The 284-nt window shown below is 70.1% G+C and carries 1 protein-coding gene; it reads left to right on the top strand.

Annotated elements, in window-relative coordinates:
• Positions 1-284: AMP-binding enzyme (locus IG88_RS39995; protein ID WP_037837594.1), on the top strand; the 284-nt coding region annotated here is incomplete at both ends.

The raw sequence follows: 284 nt of genomic DNA, 5'->3' as shown, positions 1-284 counted from the left end.
TATCTGGGGCGGCCGGGGTTGACGGCCGGGCGGTTTGTGGCGTGTCCGTTCGGTGGGGGGCGGATGTATCGCACGGGTGATGTGGTGCGGTGGGGCGGGGGTGGGCTGGAGTTTGTGCGGCGGTCCGATTTCCAGGTGAAGGTGCGGGGTTTCCGGATCGAGCTGGGTGAGATCGAGCATGTGCTGGAGGGTCATCCGGGGGTGGCTCGGGCGGTGGTGGTGGTGCGTGAGGACGGGCCGGGGGACAGGCGGCTGGTGGGGTACGTGGTGCCCGAGGAGAGCGG

The sequence above is a fragment of the Streptomyces sp. NRRL F-5650 genome (genome assembly GCF_000721365.1).
Lineage (GTDB): Bacteria > Actinomycetota > Actinomycetes > Streptomycetales > Streptomycetaceae > Streptomyces > Streptomyces ardesiacus.
The sequence above is the reverse complement of the archived record's forward strand: the minus strand, read 5'-3'. Positions and strand labels throughout refer to the sequence as shown.